Raw genomic sequence first — 16,064 nt, forward strand, 5'->3', positions numbered from 1 at the left:
ATGGGCCTAAAAGAACTTAAGCAGAAAAAATGGTTCGGAGTGCTGACCAATATTTACGTTTTAGTGCTCACCGTATTTGTGATTTGGATGTTGTTCTTCGATACAAATTCACTCTTGATACACATGGAGCTAAAAAAGGAAATTAAAAAATTGGAAAAACAGCAAGAGTTTTTACAGGAGGAAATCGCAAAGGACAAAAAAATTATAGAAAAACTGTCCGACCCTAAAGAGCTGGAAAAATTTGCACGTGAGCAATATTACCTCAAGAAGAAAAATGAAGAAATCTATCTCATAGAGTATGAAGATAGCCTTAAAACCAATAAAGATGAGTAACGCGAATTTGTTCGATGAGTTTGACCCCGTGTCGGCCAAGGCTTGGAAACAAAAAATCCAGGTAGATTTAAAAGGTGCGGACTATAACGAAACTTTGATTTGGAAATCGCCAGAGGGTATCAATGTAAAACCATTTTACCATTCCGAAGATGTTGAAGGGGTCATTCCAAGTGCTTCGGGACCTCCAAAAAAATGGTACATTACCCAAAGTTTGTATGCCCGGGATTCCAACCTTGCAAACCAAAAGGCGATCGAAGTCTTGGAGCGTGGCGCGGAATGCCTGCTAATCACCATACCTTCAGAAACCATATTGATCAGTGATTTACTGGCGAATATTGATCTGGAGAAAGTTCCTATTCATCTTAGGTTTACTTTTCTTTCGGCAAAGTATTTGAAGTCCCTTATAGATTACATAGGCGAAAAAAAGGCAAAAATCTTTCTTAACCTAGATGTTATTGGGAATCTGGCAAGAACCGGTAATTGGTACCATTCCATGGACAAGGATTACCAGATTTTAAAGGAAGTTCATGACTATGTTCAGGGAAATCCAAACATAAGCATTCTAGGAATCGACATCTCATTATATCAAAATGCAGGGGCCGATAAAGTGCAACAATTGGCCTACGCCCTGGCACATGTCAATGAATATCTCAATTTCTTCAAGGAATTGGATAAAGAATTGCCGAGTCTTGTTTTTAAGGTTAGTATCGGAACCAATTATTTCTTTGAAATAGCCAAATTACGGGCACTTAGGTTACTTTGGAAAACCTTGGCCCAAGAGTATGGAATAGAAGCCGATTGCCATATTTTGGCCTTTCCTACGAAGAGAAACAAAACCTTGTACGACTACAATGTAAATATGCTCCGTACGACTACGGAGAGTATGTCGGCCATTTTAGGAGGTGCCAATGCAGTATGCAATCTTTCCTATGATAGTATTTTTCATAAGGATAACGAATTTGGCGAACGAATAGCAAGGAATCAATTGTTGATTTTAAAGGGTGAAAGTTATTTTGAGAAAGTAGCCAACCCTGCGGATGGTTCATATTATATTGAAAGCCTCACCTATCAATTGGCGGAAAAGGCCCTTGAGCGCTTCAAATCGGTTGAAGCCGGTGGTGGATTCTTAAGACAATTAAAAGAACATCTTATTCAAAAGAAGATAAGGGAAAGTGCGGAAAAGGAGCAGTCACTTTTTGATGAAGGAAAGGAGGTACTATTGGGCACCAATAAATATCAGAACGATCAAGACCATATGAAAGAGGCTATGGAACTTTATCCCTTTCTAAAGACGGACAAACGTAAAACTTTGATAGAGCCAATCTTGGAAAAACGTCTAGCGGAATCCCTCGAACAAAAAAGGTTAAGTGATGAATAGAAGAGCAATGGCACATTTGGAATTAAAACAAATTCCAGTACCGGAAAACAATCTTGAAAAAGGAGATGTTTTTGAAACAGCGGAACATATTCCCTTAAAACCGATTTACGAAAAAAAGGAAGTGGAGAATCTGAAGCATATGAACTTTGTTGCCGGTATCGCTCCTAATTTAAGGGGACCGTATTCTACGATGTATGTTAGAAGACCTTGGACCATACGACAGTATGCCGGTTTTTCCACGGCCGAGGAAAGTAATGCCTTTTACAGACGAAACCTAGCCGCAGGTCAAAAAGGATTATCGGTGGCTTTTGACCTTCCTACACATAGGGGTTATGACAGTGACCATGAGCGTGTTGTGGGCGACGTGGGCAAGGCTGGAGTGGCTATAGATTCCGTTGAGGATATGAAAATTCTTTTTGACGGTATTCCTTTGGACAAAATGTCCGTTTCCATGACCATGAACGGAGCCGTACTTCCCATTATGGCCTTTTACATTGTGGCAGCACAGGAGCAAGGCGCAAAACCAGAGCAATTGGCGGGCACCATTCAAAATGATATCTTAAAGGAGTTTATGGTTCGGAATACCTACATTTATCCCCCTACCCCTTCTATGCAAATAATTGCCGATATTTTTGAATATACCAGTAAACATATGCCCCGGTTCAATAGCATAAGTATTTCCGGCTACCATATGCAGGAGGCTGGAGCCACAGCGGATATTGAGTTGGCCTATACTTTGGCGGATGGTCTTGAGTACATTAGGACAGGGCTAAAGGCTGGGTTAGGCATTGACCAATTTGCACCCAGGCTCTCATTCTTTTGGGCTATTGGGATGAACCATTTTATGGAAATAGCCAAAATGAGGGCCGGCCGGATGTTATGGGCCAAATTGGTAAAACAATTTAATCCGCAGAGCCCAAAATCCTTGGCGCTTCGTACCCATTGTCAAACCAGTGGATGGAGCCTTACGGAACAAGATCCCTTCAACAATGTAGCCCGTACGGCAATAGAGGCCGCTGCCGCTGCTTTTGGCGGTACCCAAAGCCTACATACCAACGCCCTTGATGAGGCTATTGCCCTGCCCACGGACTTTTCTGCAAGAATTGCCAGGAATACCCAAATCTTTTTACAGGAAGAGACCAAAATTACCAAGACCGTGGATCCCTGGGGAGGAAGTTATTACGTGGAAAGTCTTACCCATGATTTGGCAAATAAGGCTTGGAAGCTCATTGAAGAAATCGAGGAACTGGGTGGAATGACCAAAGCTATAGAGGCAGGTATTCCAAAAATGCGCATCGAGCAAGCAGCCGCGAGAAAACAGGCCCGCATTGATGGGGAACAGGATATCATTGTAGGCACCAATAAATATCAGCTCGAAGAAGAGGATGCCTTGCAGATTCTGGAAGTTGATAATGCCGAGGTACGAAGACAGCAAATAGAGCGCCTGGAAGCACTCAAAAAAAACAGGAACACCCTCGCTGTGGAAAAAGCACTTGAAAAATTGACGGAAGCTGCCAAAGGAAAATTCAATCCCCAAGAAACCTCGCAAGAAAACAATTTATTGGCTTTGGCGGTAGAAGCAGCAAAAGCCAGAGCTACATTGGGAGAGATCAGTGATGCCCTGGAGACCGCATTTGGGCGGTACAAAGCAAAAATCCAAACATTTACAGGTGTGTATTCAAAGGAGATAAAAGACGATAAGAGTTTCAAAAAGGCCAGGGAAATGGCCGATACATTTGCTGAAAAAGATGGTAGAAGACCACGTATTATGATTGCCAAAATGGGACAAGATGGCCATGATAGGGGAGCAAAGGTGGTAGCTACCGGTTATGCCGATCTAGGATTTGACGTGGATATTGGTCCTCTTTTCCAGACTCCGGCCGAAGCCGCCAAACAAGCCGTTGAAAACGATGTTCACATTTTAGGTGTTTCTTCTTTGGCGGCCGGTCACAAAACCTTGGTCCCCCAAGTTTTGGAAGAGCTTAAAGGCCACGGTAGGGAAGATATTATGGTAATCGTCGGTGGGGTAATCCCCCATCAGGATTACGAATTCTTATTTGATGCCGGGGCGGTGGCCGTTTTTGGACCTGGAACTAAAATTAGCGATGCGGCCATACAGATTTTGGAGATATTGCTCGACTAAACGCTAAAATTGGATTCGGTTTGATGCCCAGATTCGGTAGACTGACCCAATTTAACCAACTTTAACGCAAAGTACCATAGTTATTCACCTTGTGTTAACAAAATACATTTTCTGGTCGATGAAATAATCGTATTTTTAACCCCTAATTTATGATGATATAATGGGGAAGATTATTGCTATTGCCAATCAGAAAGGCGGGGTTGGGAAAACCACCACTACGGTCAATTTAGCGGCTTCTTTGGGGGTTCTTGAGAAAAAAGTCTTGCTCATAGATGCAGATCCACAGGCCAATGCCACTTCTGGATTGGGAATTGAGGTGGAATCGGTGGATTTTGGCACATATCAACTTCTGGAGCATACCAAAAATGCATCCGAAACGATTTTGGCAACGTCATCGCCCAATGTGGATTTGATTCCGGCCCATATCGATTTGGTGGCCATAGAGATTGAGTTGGTCGATAAAGAAGATCGGGAATATATGCTCAAGCAGGCAATTTCGGATCTCAGAAACACTTATGATTACATTCTAATAGATTGTGCGCCTTCACTAGGCCTATTGACTTTGAATGCTTTAACGGCGGCCGACTCGGTCATTATTCCCATCCAGTGTGAGTATTTTGCCCTGGAGGGCCTTGGAAAATTGCTCAACACCATTAAGAGCGTACAGAGGATACATAACCCTGATTTGGATATCGAAGGGATGCTACTAACCATGTACGACTCAAGATTGCGCCTTTCCAATCAGGTAGTGGAAGAAGTACGGAAACATTTTGCGGATATGGTTTTTGATACCATCATACAACGCAACGTTAGACTCAGTGAAGCACCAAGCTATGGTGAGAGTATCATTAAATACGATGCCAGTAGCAAAGGCGCGGCCAACTATCTCAATATGGCCAATGAACTGGTGAAGAAAAATATGGAAACCGTATAATGGCTAAGGCGACAAAAAAACAGGCTCTTGGGAGAGGATTGTCCGCACTGCTCAAAGATCCCGAAAATGACATACAATCGGCATCCGACAAAAACGCGGATAAGGTCGTTGGGAACATCGTGGAATTGGATTTGGAAACTATTACGGTAAATCCTTTCCAGCCGCGATCTAATTTTAACGATGACACCTTAAAAGAGTTGGCAAGTTCCATCAAGGAATTAGGTGTAATACAACCCATCACCGTGCGCAAATCGGGTTTCAATGCGTACCAATTGGTCTCTGGGGAGCGAAGGTTAAGGGCTTCCAAAATGATAGGTCTGGCCACTATTCCGGCATATATCCGTATTGCAAACGACCAAGAATCACTGGAAATGGCACTGGTAGAGAACATTCAGCGTCAGGACCTAGATCCTATTGAGATTGCCCTTTCCTATCAAAGATTGATCGATGAAATTGAACTAACCCAGGAAAGGTTAAGTGACAGGGTAGGCAAAAAACGTTCTACCATTACCAATTATTTACGCCTTTTACGTCTAGATCCCATAATCCAGACTGGGATTCGGGATGGATTTGTGAGCATGGGTCATGGAAGGGCATTGGTCAATATTGATAAGAAAAGGGACCAAATTTCTTTGTATGAAAAAATAGTTTCAAGAAATCTGTCGGTCAGGGATACGGAAAAAGCGGTAAGAGCATATCATGAAGGTAAGGATATAGCCAACGACTTAAATAAAAAGCCCATTGAAATACCCGATTTTGCAAAGGACCTAACGCAGGAACTTACGGATCACCTCTCGGCAAAGGTAATTATCAATGCATCAAAGGCCGGCAAAGGGAAGATTATCATTCCTTTTCATACCAAGGAAGAACTTGATCGGCTTAAAAAATTGATTCTTGTTGAATAGAACCCTTATCATAGTTATTTTTTTCAATCTTGCCGCGACAATAAGTTCCGCACAAGAAAAGAAACTTGAGAATCAAGAAGTGGATTCCCTAAAAATGGATTTGGAAGAGGAAGGTGTTATGGTAATGGACACCCTGGTAACCGAAAAAAAACGCATAAATCCATTGGCTCCCAGCAAAGCTGCCTTTTATTCGGCCGTGCTGCCAGGCCTGGGACAAGTTTATAATAAAAGGTATTGGAAGGTTCCCATTGTATACGCGGCCATTGGAACGGGTATTTACGCCTATACCTTCAACGATGGACGCTACGATCGTTTCAGGGCTGCCTTTAAAAGAAGACGGGCGGGTTTCACCGATGATGAATTTTATGATCTTGATGGAAGCGGGATAGACCCTGGAAATCCCGATTTTTCGGATGATGCCCTTGAGGATGCCCAAGAACGTTTTCAACGCGACCGGGATCTGGCCCTTTTGATTACCATTCTCCTTTACGCTCTTAATGTTGTAGATGCCAATGTAGACGCGCACCTAAAGCAATACAATATTGATGATGATTTAAGTTTTGATTTGGACATACAACCCTATATCGATCTAAATCCAATTACCACCGACCCCAATTATGGGTTGGCCTTAACCATTAAGTTTTAGTTTGTGAAAATCGCATTGTTCGGATACGGAAAAATGGGCAAGATGATAGAACGAATAGCCCTGCAAAGAGGGCATGTCATCACCACCAAAGTTGATATAGGAACAACGGATATTGACTTTTCCGACATGGAAGTAGCTATTGATTTTAGCACCCCTGACTCCGCCTTTGGTAATATATGTAGTTGTTTGGAACATGGGATACCCATTATTTCTGGCACAACAGGTTGGTTAATGGATTATGACAAAGTCGTGGATTTATGCCATAATAAAAATGGAGCCTTTATCTATGCTTCCAATTTTAGTTTGGGTGTCAACCTTTTTTTTGAACTAAATACCTATCTGGCCAAAATGATGCACAATCTCAAGGAATACAAAATAGCATTGGAGGAAATACACCATACCCAAAAGCTGGATGCTCCAAGCGGCACGGCTATTACTTTGGCCAAGGGAATAATAGAAAATACGGACTATCAGGATTGGAAGCTGGACGATGATGGAAAGAAAACCATACCCATCAAGTCAAAAAGAATAGATGCGGTTCCCGGCACACATACGGTGTCATATCACAGCGAAGTGGATAGTATCGAAATACGCCATACCGCACACAATAGGGAAGGATTTGCCCTAGGCGCGGTTATCGCGGCTGAATGGATTTTGGGAAGGACAGGGATATTTTCCATGAAAGATGTGTTAAATCTAGGTTAAGATATGTAACTTTTCCAAGTTTAAAGTACGTATCCTCGTGTATACTTTTACATGAACCCTTATGTAAAGAATTGATTTTTAAGCCAGCCAATAGCAACTAACACTATTTTCTATGAACGGATCGCAATGGATTATTTTTATTCTTCTTGTACAGGTAATACATTTTCTGGGCACATGGAAACTCTATGTGAAAGCAGGTAGAAAAGCTTGGGAAGCAGCCATTCCCGTGTATAATGCCATCGTTTTGATGCAAATCATCAATCGACCTAGATGGTGGGTCTTCTTACTATTTATTCCTATAATTAACCTGTTGATGTTTCCGGTTATCTGGGTAGAGACCATCCGAAGTTTTGGAAGGAACAATCTCCTGGAGACATGGTTGGTTATCCTTACTTTGGGATTTTATATCTTCTATATAAACTACGCGGTGGAAGTTCAATATGTGGAAGATCGAAGTCTTCATCCCAAGACCGGCCTTGGGGAATGGATAAGCTCTATAGTCTTCGCTATTGTGGCCGCGACTTTAGTACATACCTATTTTATTCAGCCCTATGTAATACCCACGGGATCTTTGGAGAGAACCCTACGTGTGGGGGATTTTCTGTTTGTTAGCAAATATCACTATGGGGCTAGGACACCCATGACAACGGTTGCTGCCCCTATGGTTCATGACACGCTCCCCTTGATCGGCACCCGTTCCTATTTAAACAAACCACAACTGCCCTATTTTAGATTACCAGGTTTTACAAAGGTAAAGCGCAACGATATAGTGGTGTTCAGCTGGCCTGCGGATACGGTCCGGGTCTTCTTTAAAAAGGAAAAAGGGGTTAAAAAACCTATTGATAAAAAATCGAACTACGTAAAGCGATGTGTAGGGGTACCTGGCGATTCTTTGGCCGTAATCGACGGTTTTGTCTATGTAAATGGAAAACAACTACAACTTTCCGATAGGGCCAAACCTCAGTACGATTATATGGCCTATGGTCAAAAAGGGGTGTCTTCCAGACTGCTTTCGGATTTAGGAATAAATGAGTTTAACAGGTTGTACGTAGCCCAGTCTTTGACTCAGGGTCAAAAAAGGGCTTTGCAATATGCAGGCCATAGGGTTTACGACAAATCCCAACCGATTCAAATTTTGACCGATAGTAAAGGCATCGATCCCACGCTGATAAGACAACAGCGGTTGGCTTTGAAGGAAATTGCCGATAGGCAAAGGGTTGTAACCTTAACAGATGAAATGGCAATCAGGCTGAGAAACAATTCCGGGATTGATTCGGTTATAAAGGTTATAGAACCTAAAGGAAGGCAGGGGATAAATCTATTTCCCCAAAATCCGGATTATCCTTGGAACTATGATAATATGGGGCCTATTTATATTCCTGCCAAAGGGACGACGATATCGCTAAATTTAAGAAGCCTACCACTTTACAAAAAAATCATTCGAGATTATGAGCATAACTCCATAGAAGTGTCCGGAAATCAAATATTAATAAATGGTGAAGCGGCCGATAGCTATACTTTTAAGCAGGACTACTATTGGATGATGGGAGACAATAGGGACCACTCCGAAGATAGTCGGGCGTGGGGCTATGTCCCTGAAGACCACATTGTGGGAACCCCAATTTTTATATGGATGAGTATCGAGAATTTTACTGATGGCCTGGCTAACTGGAAAATTCGCTGGGATAGAGTCTTTACCACGGTTCATGGTGAGGGAGAACCCTATTCGTATTTCAAATGGTTCTTGGTAGTCCTGGGCGCTTGGTTTGCATTCGACTTCTTTAGAAAAAGGAGAAAGAAGAGCACGGATTAAACTAGGGATATTTCATAGAAATTGTTTTATCTTTCCTCGGTTCTGAAATAGATTCCTTGATGTACACCCTCCTTCATCCTACTTACTTTCCGAACATAGCTATCTTTTCGGTTATAACAAGGGACAGGGTTCTTTGGGAAATTGAAGACAATTATCAAAAACAAACTTACCGTAATCGTTGTTATATTTCAACCGACCAGGGGAAACACATGTTGACTATCCCAATAAAGCATGTGGGTGGAAAAGAGGGAAGGCAAAAGTACAAGGAGGTACGGTTGGACAACTCTTATTCTTGGCAACGGCAACATTGGCGAACATTACAAACCGCTTATAGGACTTCTCCATTTTTTGAGTACTATGAAGATGATATTGCACCGCTATTTAGAGAAAAGCATTTTTCTTTGTTGGATTTCAACCTCAGGACCATAGAAACCGTCTGTAACTGTCTTCAAATTGAAATGCCCTTGGAAAAGACCGTGACTTACCATAAAAACGTTAAGACTCAAAATCCAATACCCAAAATATTGGACGCACGCCATTTAGTCAATGCCAAAAAAGAAATTCGGTTCGTTCAGGAAACATATACACAAGTTTTTGGAAGCCGTAATGGGTTTATAGAAAACCTAAGTGTGTTGGATCTCTTGTTCAATGAGGGACCCCATACCGTTTCTTTTTTGAAAAATCAAAATTTGGATTTTATCTATGCTTAGATCCGTTGCACATTATGGAATTCATTTTTTGGTTCCCATAGCTGTTGGCCTGCTTTTTTATAAAAGCAGGAAATGGCATATCATCTTAATACTTTTGGCGGGAATTCTTATAGATATTGACCATTTATGGGCCGATCCCATTTTTGATCCAAACCGATGCAGTATCAATTTTCATCCTTTACACAGCTATTGGGCGTTGGCGGGCTATTTTGTGCTACTGTTTTTTGAAAAGGTCAGAATTTTTGGAATTGCCGCATTGATACATATGTTGGCAGATGCCACGGACTGTTTATTCCTTGCCATCCAATCGGAATGACGCCATTACGGGTAAATGGTCAGAAAGTTGCACGTCATAATTCTTGTGTGCAGTAACTTCAAAACTTGGGTCAACCAGGATAAAATCTATTCGAAAGGGTAGAAACCTTAAATTATAGGTACTACCCAATCCCCCGCCTTTTTCCATAAAGGTATCTTTAAAATCGCCCTTCAGTGTACGGTAGATATGTGAGAATTGTGTGTTATTGAAATCTCCTGAAATAATTTTTTTATGTCTTACACCCTTAAAGTGGTCTACCAATATCCGGGCCTGGTCCTCTTGTTGAGCAAGTGCCTCTCCTAATCTTTGATATAAGCGTTGTGGCTCTTCCCTTTTTACTGAACCCAGTCGGAATCTTAAGGATTGTAGGTGCACATTATATAGTCGCACCGTATCTGAAGATATTGCTATATCAGCATAAATAGCGTTGTTCCGACTTTGGGGAAAATCCAATGATCCCTTGGCAATGATCGGATATTTTGAGTAAATGGCCTGATTTACTCGTCCTTCACTATTTTTAAAATTGAAATTAACATAACTATAGGGATACTTATCCAGAGCATCTCCCTTTATAGGACCGAACTCTTGAAAATTAATGATATCAGCATCTTGTTCTGCAAGAAAATCTAAAATTTCCTTACTGAAGGCTGAGTCCCTTGCCCATGTCAAACCATAAAAACTATGGACATTAAAAGTCAGAATACTAATGTCTTGCTCATCAATGGTAGAATTCGAATCAAAAAGCCTTAGAAAACTACCAAACATAAAATATCCCGGAATGAGAATAACAGTGGACAAAAGAAACTCCCTTTTCCTTAGAATAGCCCAGTAGATCAAAAATAAAACATTGATGCCCACCAAAAACGGAACCAACAAGTTTAGAAACGATATTAGAGAAAATGTCCCTACAAGGTTGAAGTAATCAATGTAAACCAGAAATAGGGCCAACGCAAAGATGACATTGAAAATAAAAACCAATTTATTGAAGAGAGATAAGCGTTTGGTCAAATTAGTCTTCTTTACCGGCTTTGAACAAAAAATCTTTTTCGGCCTTGGACAGGCTTTCATATCCTGACTTACTTATTTTATCCAAGATCGCATCTATTTTACGTTGATGTGCCTCCTTGCCATAGTCCTTTTTTGATTTTTCCGTCGCTTTCTTTTTTTTATATACCGTTTTCAAAGGTGCCTTCTTCTCTTTTTTCTTAAAAAGGTTGGCCATAGCGTCCATAAACTTTGAAAAACCTTCGCCAATATCCCTCCCGTTTAGCAATTGCCGTGCATATACATAACCCAACAATGCTCCTCCCAAGTGTGCCAAATGCCCCCCCGCATTACCTGTATATGGCATTTGGACAAGATCCATCAATACTACGAATACTCCGATATACCAAAGCTTGATATTGAAAAAAATAAGTCGAACTTCTTGATTTGGGATATAGGCACAAATAAAAATCAACACGGCACGTACCCCGGCTGAAGCTCCTATAAGCACCGCATTTACCCCAAAGAATGCTGGAAAGAGATTATAGCTCAACAAAAAAAACAATCCGCCCAAAATTACCCCCAACAAATAGACGTTCAGGAAGCGTTTCCCATCAAAAAGATTTAGGAAAATGCGGCCCGCAAAATACAACACCAACATATTCCAAAAAATATGGCCCAATCCCCCATGAAAAAAGGAGTAGGTAATTATGGACCAAGGCTGGGAAAGGAAATCGAAAAAGTCCTTGGGCAATTGAAACCATTGTACAATGCTGTTCTTAGGCAGACCGAGCAAAAAAGGAAACAGGCCGTTTATAATAAATACCACAACATTGATAGCAATAAGCTTTTCGGCTATACTAAGCCTGGCATACTGATATTTTAGATTTCCCCCGCTCATATTCAGTCCCAGCGATTTTTGTTAAACTGGTTTTTTTTCCAATACCACATCATAATAAACCCAAACAACGCACCTCCAATATGAGCAAAATGGGCTATGCCCTGTCCGAAAATGGATACTCCGGTAACTCCTGAAAAAAGATCCATTGCAATAAGTATAGGAATGAAGAATTTTGCTTTAATCGGAATGGGTAAAAATATGATGAAAAGTTCGCTATTAGGGTAGGACATTCCGAAGGCCACCAAAATACCATAAATAGCACCTGAGGCACCGACAGCTGGAGTGTTATAGGCCGAAAGGAAATTGTCTATGGTACTTTTTGAAGCCAAATTATACCAATCTGGACTATATTTCCCTTCGGAAATGATTTGGATAATCTGACTTTTGGAAATACCAGAATTGACAATGGCGTCAATTCCTGTATTGAAGTAATAATAGTTGACCCCTGTGTGTATCAAAGCGGCTCCCAATCCAGCTGAAAAATAGAAAAATAAAAATTTATTACGCCCCCACATACGTTCCAGAGGTGTTCCAAAGGCCCATAAAGCATACATGTTAAAGGCAATATGCATAAAGCCACCATGCATGAACATATGTGAAACAACTTGCCAAAACACGAAATTCTCATTTTTGGGGAACCATAACGAAAACCATTGATACATCTGGTCTCCGTAAATGGCCGTAGCCACAAAAAATAAAATATTGATTATAAGCAGATGTTTAATAGCTTCGGTCAATCTCCCCATCTAAATGAATTTTTTTTCAATATCTTGTTCGGTAAGCGTAACGTATATTGGTTTGTTAAACGGACTTACCCTGGATTCCTTACAAGCAAACAAATCATTGACCAAGGCCAATTGGGAACTACAATCCAAAACCTCCCCCGTTTTCACCGCCAACGATTTTGACAGGGTTTTCGACAAAATATCAGCCTGCGAAAAGCCTTCACCGGCAATCTCATGCCTGTAATCCGAAATCAATTGATCTAAGACCGTACCCACTTCGTTCTCAGGAATTAAGTACGGTACTCCCGTTATTTTTAGGGATTCCTTGTCCAAAGTTTCAAAAATAAAGCCAATATGGATAAGGTCCGTCCTTATTTCTTCCAAAATTGCCCTATCCGATTTGGTGAACGAGAGGGTCAATGGAAATAAAAGCTGTTGACTTACGGACTGTTTTACCGTGGTGTTTTTTAAGAGTTTTTCGTAAAGTACCCGTTGGTGTGCCCTATTTTGGTCAATGACCACCATTCCGGATTTAATGGAAGTCACTATATACTTTCGCCTAAGTTGAAACGTAGTGGCAACAGAATGCCCTACATCCAATTGGTCTTCAAAAATCGAACCTGTAATGCCATCAGATTCCAAGTGCACACTACTAAAACCGGTATCATCTCCTAAAGGTTGATCCATCCCAACATACAAACTCTCCCACTGGCCGGTTTTCCGCGCCGCGGTATATCCCTGTGCAGCGGAGGGTGATTTGCCCGAAGTCTCCAAAAAAGGATTGAATTGGGCATCTACGGTAACTTGCGGTTGTTTTGCCTCCTGGTCCTTATAGGCATAAGGCGTATCCAAATTCTGATTACGTTCAAAATCCAAGGTAGGAACTATATTGAATTGCCCTAGACTGTGCTTTATGGTAGACCTTAAAATTGCATAAAGGGTATGTTCATCATCAAATTTAACTTCGGTCTTGGTCGGGTGGATATTTATATCAATGGAGGACGGATCTACCTCCAAATACAAAAAATATCCAGGATAGGTATCCGTTTTAATAAGTCCTTCAAAAGCCGAGACGACCGCATGATGTAGATACGGGCTCTTGATAAATCTATGGTTCACGAAAAAAAACTGCTCTCCCCTGCTTCTTTTTGCAAATTCTGGTTTATGTATAAATCCTTGGATCTTTACCACATGGGTCTCCTCTCCGACGGGTACCAATTTCGCATTGGTCCTGGTTCCAAAAATATGCACGATTCGTTGGCGATAATTGCTTTTAGGCAGGTTGAAGAGCTCGCTTCCATTGTTATAAAAGTGAAACGTTATGCCAGGGTGTGCTAAGGCTACTCTATGAAATTCGTCCGTAATGTGTCGAAGTTCCACTTGATTCGACTTTAAAAAGTTACGACGCGCAGGAATATTAAAGAACAAATTTTTCACGGATAACGAAGTGCCCTTGGGAGTTACGCAGACTTCTTGGGATACCACCTCACTTCCTTCTATCCTCAATTGGGTGCCTACCTCCTCCCCTTCCGTGCGGGTGTGCATTTCTACATGGGCTATAGCGGCTATAGATGCCAAAGCCTCACCACGGAAACCTTTAGTATGTAGATTGAAAAGGTCTTCCGCTTTCTGAATTTTGGAAGTGGCATGTCTTTCAAAACTCAAACGAGCATCCGTAGTGCTCATACCTATACCGTCATCCACGACTTGGATAAGGCTTTTGCCGCCATCTTTTATAATAAGCTTTATGGTATTGGACCGAGCATCGATGGCATTCTCCAATAGTTCCTTTACCACGGAAGCAGGGCGTTGTACAACTTCACCTGCAGCGATTTGATTGGCCACATGGTCGGGCAGTAGTTTAATGATATCCGCCATTATCGCCCAAAGAATATAGAAAGATCAAAATCTATGATGTACAGAAAAATGAGGACCAATACGGCAATTATAATGACCATTCGGGTTTTGATATGGCGATCACCGGACCTTTGCATATCTTCTTTAACACTGCGGAATTTGCCTTTTAAGCCTCTGGGAGTGTTAACCGTAGTGCGATACTTGTCAAAACGATTTTCCAGTTTAAAGGGACTGCCCTCACCCTTATCATCATAGTAACGGGGTTGGTAACCGAACTCCTTGTTTTTACGCAATTTTGTGAATTTCCCAATAAAACCCATAGTTTCAAAGTTACTCAAAATCAAAAAATATGCCGTAAACGGATTCCCAAAATTTGTTAACAGGGCACAAAGCCATTGAGGTCGGAAAAAGCAAATAAAAATTTGAAAATCAATGATGCGGCAAAGAAGACTAATTTTTTCCCAAAGTCGCCATTTTTATAGCGGCTATGGCGGCTTCGGTACCTTTATTACCATGCTTGCCACCACTGCGCTCCCTGGCCTGTTGCAAATTATCATCGGTCAGTACACAGAAAATAACGGGAATCGCTAGTTGTAAGTTAAGGTCTTTTATGCCCTGTGCTGCGGCACTACAAACAAAATCAAAGTGTTTGGTCTCCCCCCTAATAACGCTACCTATGGCGACAATGGCATCCACGTCTGTTTCATTGGCCATTCTTTTGCAACCAAAGATCAACTCAAAGCTCCCAGGAACGTTCCATCTAGTTATCCTTTCGGACAGGGCACCACAGTCCAACAGGGCTTCCATAGCCCCCCTAAAAAGCCCTTCCGTAATCTCGGAATTCCATTCGGAGACCACCACACCAAACCTAAGATTCTTGGCATTCGGAATGGTTTCTTTTTGATAAACGGATAAGTTCTTATTTGCAGTGGCCATTACTTTCCACTTTTAGCCATTCCTATGAATGCGTCTATGGATTTTGCATCATCAGAATTTGGAAATTCCTTTTTTATACGTTCAAAATATTGAAGTGCTTTTTCATTTTGGCCCAGCTCCAATGCAGTAACACCCGATTTGAACAAAAATTTTGGGGTAGTATAGGCATTGGTACTATGGGTTAATGCCTTTTCGTAGTATCCCAGGGCCTCCTCTGGCTGCCCCAATTGCATAAATGCATCTCCAAGGCCACCTTTTGCCAGTGCGCCCAAAATATCATCATCTGACTTAAACTCTTCCAGATAATCAATGGCCTCCTGATATTTTTGGGTATTCAAATAAGCCATCCCAGCCGAGTAATTGGCTAAATTGGCCGCTTTTGTCCCTGGATATTCATCTACAATATCCAGAAAACCATATTTACCCTCTGCGCCGTTCAAGGCCAAATTATACAGGGAATCCTTTTCAGTTTCACTATTTAGAGCCTGATCAAAGTATTGTTGTGGGTAATACATTTCATTGGCGGCACTGGCCTCTTTCGGTTTTTGTACAAATTGCATATAAGCCAAGTAACCCAAAACCCCTACGGCAACGACCCCGATAATCCCTAAAATATAGTTCTGGTTCTTAGAGACCCATGCCTCGGTTCTCGAAGCACCTTGATCCAAGGTGCTAAAAACCTCGGCCGTTGTACTTTCCTGGGTATCGAACTGTTTGCCTTCTGCCTTGTTTTTGGGTTTAAAACCCCGCCTCTTGTATGTAGCCATCCCTCATTTTA

17 protein-coding genes are annotated in these 16,064 nt (G+C 41.5%); 10 read left to right on the forward strand and 7 right to left on the reverse strand.

The window, feature by feature from the left end:
• The 10 genes from Q0993_RS15990 to Q0993_RS16035 all read left to right on the forward strand — a co-directional run bounded on the left by Q0993_RS15990 (position 1) and on the right by Q0993_RS16035 (position 9,883).
• On the forward strand, positions 1 to 333 hold the full coding sequence (locus tag Q0993_RS15990) for a septum formation initiator family protein (protein ID WP_299534890.1): 333 nt from the start codon (positions 1 to 3) through the stop codon (positions 331 to 333).
• Complete coding sequence (locus Q0993_RS15995; protein WP_299534893.1) at positions 326 to 1,711, forward strand: methylmalonyl-CoA mutase subunit beta; 1,386 nt, start codon at positions 326 to 328, stop codon at positions 1,709 to 1,711. The genes Q0993_RS15990 and Q0993_RS15995 overlap by 8 nt, the downstream gene beginning before the upstream one ends.
• The gene (scpA, locus tag Q0993_RS16000) at positions 1,704 to 3,854 is read left to right on the forward strand and encodes a methylmalonyl-CoA mutase (protein WP_299534894.1); all 2,151 of its coding nucleotides are present in this window, start codon (positions 1,704 to 1,706) and stop codon (positions 3,852 to 3,854) included. The genes Q0993_RS15995 and scpA overlap by 8 nt, the downstream gene beginning before the upstream one ends.
• A gap of 160 nt (positions 3,855 to 4,014) precedes the next feature.
• On the forward strand, positions 4,015 to 4,788 hold the full coding sequence (locus tag Q0993_RS16005; RefSeq protein ID WP_299534896.1) for a ParA family protein: 774 nt from the start codon (positions 4,015 to 4,017) through the stop codon (positions 4,786 to 4,788).
• Positions 4,788 to 5,693, forward strand: a complete 906-nt coding sequence (locus Q0993_RS16010) for a ParB/RepB/Spo0J family partition protein (RefSeq protein WP_299534898.1) — start codon at positions 4,788 to 4,790, stop codon at positions 5,691 to 5,693. The genes Q0993_RS16005 and Q0993_RS16010 overlap by 1 nt, the downstream gene beginning before the upstream one ends.
• Entirely contained in the window at positions 5,686 to 6,339 is a 654-nt protein-coding gene (locus Q0993_RS16015) for a DUF5683 domain-containing protein (RefSeq protein ID WP_299534990.1), read from the forward strand. The genes Q0993_RS16010 and Q0993_RS16015 overlap by 8 nt, the downstream gene beginning before the upstream one ends.
• A 3-nt stretch (positions 6,340 to 6,342) precedes the next feature.
• On the forward strand, positions 6,343 to 7,044 hold the full coding sequence (gene dapB / locus Q0993_RS16020) for a 4-hydroxy-tetrahydrodipicolinate reductase (protein WP_299534900.1): 702 nt from the start codon (positions 6,343 to 6,345) through the stop codon (positions 7,042 to 7,044).
• A 112-nt stretch (positions 7,045 to 7,156) separates the two neighbouring features.
• Positions 7,157 to 8,857, forward strand: coding sequence for a signal peptidase I (gene lepB, locus Q0993_RS16025; protein ID WP_299534902.1), 1,701 nt, complete (start codon positions 7,157 to 7,159; stop codon positions 8,855 to 8,857).
• Positions 8,858 to 8,916: 59 nt separating this feature from the next.
• A complete protein-coding gene (locus tag Q0993_RS16030) occupies positions 8,917 to 9,567 on the forward strand; it encodes a WbqC family protein (RefSeq protein WP_299534904.1) in 651 nt (216 codons plus the stop codon).
• Positions 9,560 to 9,883 carry a DUF6122 family protein gene (locus tag Q0993_RS16035; protein WP_299534906.1) on the forward strand — a complete coding sequence of 108 codons (324 nt, stop codon included), beginning with the start codon at positions 9,560 to 9,562 and terminating at the stop codon, positions 9,881 to 9,883. Before Q0993_RS16030 ends, Q0993_RS16035 begins: the two co-directional genes overlap by 8 nt.
• On the opposite strand, the gene Q0993_RS16040 is transcribed toward Q0993_RS16035, so the two are convergent.
• The 7 genes from Q0993_RS16040 to Q0993_RS16070 all read right to left on the reverse strand — a co-directional run bounded on the left by Q0993_RS16040 (position 9,857) and on the right by Q0993_RS16070 (position 16,053).
• Positions 9,857 to 10,891 (reverse strand): endonuclease/exonuclease/phosphatase family protein, encoded by a 1,035-nt coding sequence (locus Q0993_RS16040; RefSeq protein ID WP_299534908.1) that lies wholly within the window; start codon positions 10,889 to 10,891, stop codon positions 9,857 to 9,859. The genes Q0993_RS16035 and Q0993_RS16040 overlap by 27 nt on opposite strands.
• Position 10,892: 1 nt before the next feature.
• Entirely contained in the window at positions 10,893 to 11,768 is an 876-nt protein-coding gene (locus Q0993_RS16045) for a rhomboid family intramembrane serine protease (protein WP_299534910.1), read from the reverse strand.
• Positions 11,769 to 11,770: 2 nt separating this feature from the next.
• On the reverse strand, positions 11,771 to 12,514 hold the full coding sequence (locus tag Q0993_RS16050; RefSeq protein ID WP_299534912.1) for a rhomboid family intramembrane serine protease: 744 nt from the start codon (positions 12,512 to 12,514) through the stop codon (positions 11,771 to 11,773).
• On the reverse strand, positions 12,515 to 14,371 hold the full coding sequence (mutL, locus tag Q0993_RS16055) for a DNA mismatch repair endonuclease MutL (RefSeq protein ID WP_299534915.1): 1,857 nt from the start codon (positions 14,369 to 14,371) through the stop codon (positions 12,515 to 12,517).
• Positions 14,371 to 14,643 (reverse strand): riboflavin synthase subunit beta, encoded by a 273-nt coding sequence (locus Q0993_RS16060; protein ID WP_367279626.1) that lies wholly within the window; start codon positions 14,641 to 14,643, stop codon positions 14,371 to 14,373. The genes mutL and Q0993_RS16060 overlap by 1 nt, the downstream gene beginning before the upstream one ends.
• A gap of 157 nt (positions 14,644 to 14,800) precedes the next feature.
• Positions 14,801 to 15,286 (reverse strand): 6,7-dimethyl-8-ribityllumazine synthase, encoded by a 486-nt coding sequence (ribH, locus tag Q0993_RS16065; protein WP_299534917.1) that lies wholly within the window; start codon positions 15,284 to 15,286, stop codon positions 14,801 to 14,803.
• Positions 15,286 to 16,053 carry a tetratricopeptide repeat protein gene (locus Q0993_RS16070; protein ID WP_299534920.1) on the reverse strand — a complete coding sequence of 256 codons (768 nt, stop codon included), beginning with the start codon at positions 16,051 to 16,053 and terminating at the stop codon, positions 15,286 to 15,288. The genes ribH and Q0993_RS16070 overlap by 1 nt, the downstream gene beginning before the upstream one ends.
• Between the last annotated feature and the right edge of the window lie 11 nt (positions 16,054 to 16,064).

Origin of the sequence: Ulvibacterium sp., from assembly GCF_028285715.1 — a bacterium.
Lineage (GTDB): Bacteria > Bacteroidota > Bacteroidia > Flavobacteriales > Flavobacteriaceae > Ulvibacterium.

What these genes read in the sequence shown, in the direction of transcription:
- Q0993_RS16045 (WP_299534910.1), bottom strand. Translation starts at nt 11,768, where the DNA reads ATGAGCGGGGGAAATCTAAAATATCAGTATGCCAGGCTTAGTATAGCC.
- scpA (WP_299534894.1), top strand. Translation starts at nt 1,704, where the DNA reads ATGAATAGAAGAGCAATGGCACATTTGGAATTAAAACAAATTCCAGTA.
- Q0993_RS16005 (WP_299534896.1), top strand. Translation starts at nt 4,015, where the DNA reads ATGGGGAAGATTATTGCTATTGCCAATCAGAAAGGCGGGGTTGGGAAA.
- mutL (WP_299534915.1), bottom strand. Translation starts at nt 14,371, where the DNA reads ATGGCGGATATCATTAAACTACTGCCCGACCATGTGGCCAATCAAATC.
- Q0993_RS16030 (WP_299534904.1), top strand. Translation starts at nt 8,917, where the DNA reads ATGTACACCCTCCTTCATCCTACTTACTTTCCGAACATAGCTATCTTT.
- Q0993_RS16035 (WP_299534906.1), top strand. Translation starts at nt 9,560, where the DNA reads ATGCTTAGATCCGTTGCACATTATGGAATTCATTTTTTGGTTCCCATA.
- ribH (WP_299534917.1), bottom strand. Translation starts at nt 15,286, where the DNA reads ATGGCCACTGCAAATAAGAACTTATCCGTTTATCAAAAAGAAACCATT.
- Q0993_RS16050 (WP_299534912.1), bottom strand. Translation starts at nt 12,514, where the DNA reads ATGGGGAGATTGACCGAAGCTATTAAACATCTGCTTATAATCAATATT.
- Q0993_RS16070 (WP_299534920.1), bottom strand. Translation starts at nt 16,053, where the DNA reads ATGGCTACATACAAGAGGCGGGGTTTTAAACCCAAAAACAAGGCAGAA.
- Q0993_RS15990 (WP_299534890.1), top strand. Translation starts at nt 1, where the DNA reads ATGGGCCTAAAAGAACTTAAGCAGAAAAAATGGTTCGGAGTGCTGACC.
- lepB (WP_299534902.1), top strand. Translation starts at nt 7,157, where the DNA reads ATGAACGGATCGCAATGGATTATTTTTATTCTTCTTGTACAGGTAATA.
- Q0993_RS16010 (WP_299534898.1), top strand. Translation starts at nt 4,788, where the DNA reads ATGGCTAAGGCGACAAAAAAACAGGCTCTTGGGAGAGGATTGTCCGCA.
- Q0993_RS15995 (WP_299534893.1), top strand. Translation starts at nt 326, where the DNA reads ATGAGTAACGCGAATTTGTTCGATGAGTTTGACCCCGTGTCGGCCAAG.